This window comes from Acidiphilium sp. JA12-A1 (genome assembly GCF_000724705.2).
Classification (GTDB): domain Bacteria; phylum Pseudomonadota; class Alphaproteobacteria; order Acetobacterales; family Acetobacteraceae; genus Acidiphilium; species Acidiphilium multivorum.
In genome coordinates this window covers 1-2408 of the sequence record NZ_JFHO01000154.1, presented here as the reverse complement: position 1 = coordinate 2408, position 2408 = coordinate 1, and the positions used below count along the sequence as shown (strand labels likewise).

The 2408-nt window shown below is 70.1% G+C and carries 4 protein-coding genes and 1 pseudogene; 1 reads left to right on the top strand and 4 read right to left on the bottom strand.

The annotated features are described in order from the left end of the window. Positions 1-572, bottom strand: a 572-nt coding sequence (locus RT91_RS21720; RefSeq protein WP_240314362.1) for a DUF6444 domain-containing protein, incomplete at its 3' end; no start/stop codon positions are given. Between the two features lie 88 nt (positions 573-660). Between RT91_RS21720 and RT91_RS18815 the strand changes: the two genes are divergently transcribed. Continuing rightward, a complete protein-coding gene (locus tag RT91_RS18815) occupies positions 661-954 on the top strand; it encodes a hypothetical protein (protein ID WP_007423156.1) in 294 nt (97 codons plus the stop codon). 19 nt (positions 955-973) lie between these two features. On the opposite strand, the gene RT91_RS18810 is transcribed toward RT91_RS18815, so the two are convergent. The 3 genes and pseudogenes from RT91_RS18810 to RT91_RS18800 all read right to left on the bottom strand — a co-directional run. Beyond that, positions 974-1573 carry a ribonuclease HII gene (locus RT91_RS18810; protein ID WP_035189237.1) on the bottom strand — a complete coding sequence of 200 codons (600 nt, stop codon included), beginning with the start codon at positions 1571-1573 and terminating at the stop codon, positions 974-976. After that, positions 1566-2060, bottom strand: a complete 495-nt coding sequence (locus tag RT91_RS18805; RefSeq protein ID WP_013639866.1) for an NADH-quinone oxidoreductase subunit B family protein — start codon at positions 2058-2060, stop codon at positions 1566-1568. The genes RT91_RS18810 and RT91_RS18805 overlap by 8 nt, the downstream gene beginning before the upstream one ends. Further along, a pseudogene (locus tag RT91_RS18800) lies at positions 2053-2408 on the bottom strand (Ni Fe-hydrogenase III large subunit); the annotation flags it as partial. The pseudogene RT91_RS18800 and the gene RT91_RS18805, both read right to left, overlap by 8 nt.

Here is a 2408-nt window from a genome sequence, read left to right as displayed (position 1 = left end):
GGATGACGCGCAGGTAGACTCGCGAGAGCCGACCGAGGTTGAGGCTGAATGGTGTGCCGGGTCTCCATGCCTTCCGGGACGGCTGCCAGCGTGGTCGCCCCACAGCACGGACAATGGCCGGCATAGCGTTCGACGCGGGTGACGACCGGCTTGATCGGCGGCAGATCGATCTTGTCGTAGCGCTGCGCGAGGCGCTGATCCGCGTCAGTCAGCCCGGCACGGCAGTGCTGGCAATGCGCCGCCTTCGCGATCACCGTCTGATCGGGGTTCTCGGCAAGCAAGCGACCGCCACCCTCACGGCCGAGACTGCCTTTGCGGGGCCCCTTGCGCGGACTTTTCTCGGGCCGGTTTGGCTTCTGCCCGCGCGATGGCGGCAGGCTCGAATTGTCCGGCCGCTTCGGCGGTTCGTTTAGCCGCGCCTCCAACTCCGCAATCCGGCGTTCCGCATCCGAAAGCCGGATTGCCAGTTCCGCGTTCCTGCGCTCGGATGATTGCAACGCGTCCCATAGCGCGCGGATCAGCGCGTCTTTCTCAGCGTGCGATAGGAGAGACAGGTCAGGAAGCTCGTTCACGCCTCCCGTCGAATCGTATCCGCCGTGGTCACGTCAATTCACAATCGATTCAACTTATCGACGGACCAGGATGAGCAGATACGCTGCAATGGCCCTCACCGACACCGATGCCCCCGATTTGACCACGGAAGATGCCGGTAAGACCGAGCGTTCGCCGACGCGGTACAGCCGCCGCCTGTCGGACAAGATTCTCATCGCCTTTCACCATGCCTGCGACCAGGACGATTACGAGATCGCCGAGGATCTGCTGGCGATTTTGGAGCGGTTGCTGACCCGGCGCTCGATCCATCCGGACGCGAACCGGCGCAAGAGCATCGAAAGCCTCGTCGCCGCGCATGAGCGGCTCTGGCACCTGCGTCACCCGGAGCGGAAATACGGCTGACCGGGCGCGCCCGCGCCGCTCAGGCCGGCGGCAGCAGCGGTCCGAATCCCCGCCGGTGATGCGGGGTAATGCCGAGACCCAGGATGGCGTCTCGATGCGTCTTCGTTCCATACCCTGAATTCCGCGCCCACCCATATCCCGGATAGCGCCGGTCGAGCCGGCTCATCGCCCGGTCGCGCACCAGTTTCGCCGCGATCGAGGCCGCCGCGATCGAGAGCGAAAGCCCGTCGCCGCCTACCACCGGCGTGCAAGGCATCGGCAGATCCGGCGCCACCTGCCCGTCGACCAGCACATGATCCGGCCGAACCGCCAGGCGCGCCACCGCCCGCCGCATCGCCAACAGGCTCGCCTGCAGGATATTGAGCCGCGCGATCTCCGCGACGGAGGCCGCCGCCGCCGAGATCGCGGCGCCAGACTCGATCAGCGCGGCCAGCGCCGCCTCCCGCCGCACCGGCGAAAGGCGTTTGGAATCATCGATCAGTGCCGCGATCTCCGGCGGCAGGTCGGCGGGCAGGATCGCCGCCGCCGCCACGACCGGCCCGGCGAGCGGCCCGCGCCCCACCTCGTCCACGCCGGCCACCACGCCGCCCAGCGCAAGCTCGCGGCTGAAATCAGGCATGCGGCTCGACCCGCGCCCGGCGAGGTTCGCGCGCATTCGCCTCGACCAGCGCAACCAGCCCCGCGAGGATCTGCCGTGGCGCGGGCGGGCAGCCGGCAATCAGCAGATCCACCGGAATCACCGCCTGCACACCGCCGAGAACCGCCGGCACGCCCTTGAACACGCCGCCATCGAGCGCGCAGTCGCCGGCAGCGACGACGAAGCGCGGCGGCGCCATCCCGGCGAGGCTCTTGCGCACCGCCTCGGCCAGGTTGCGCGTCGCCACCCCGGTGACGAGCAGGATATCGGCGGCGCGAAGATCCTCCACCATCGCGATTCCCTGCGCCGCCATGCCGCCGCGCAGCCGGCGGCAGGCCGCGATCTCGATCTCGCAGCCGCCGCAACTGCCGGCATCGACATGCCGCACCGCAAGGCTGCGGCCGAGCAGCGCCTGGCCGGAGGCCGCCAGCCGGGCGCTCAGCACCCGGACGGGATCATCCTCATCCATCGATCGCCCCCGGCGGCAGCGCGTAACATTCGGCCAGCATGGCGAACGCCTCCATTTCCAGCCCGACGGCCGCATCCTCCAGCGCGCGGAACCGCCCCGCGGCGGGATCGATCAGCGCGGCGGCGGCAATCTGCCCGTCATGCAGCTTCACCCAGTGATGCACCATGCCCCGGGCGCAAGCGGCGGAGCCGAGTCCGCGGGCGCTCACCGGCGGCAGCGGCGCGACGATCTCCCCCGCCGGCGCGGCGTCGATCGCGGGCGCGATGCCGGGCGCGAGGGCGATGATGGCCCGCGCCCGCTCCCGCGCCAGCGCCGAAGCCGGCCCGAGGGCGTGGCGCACCCCGAACC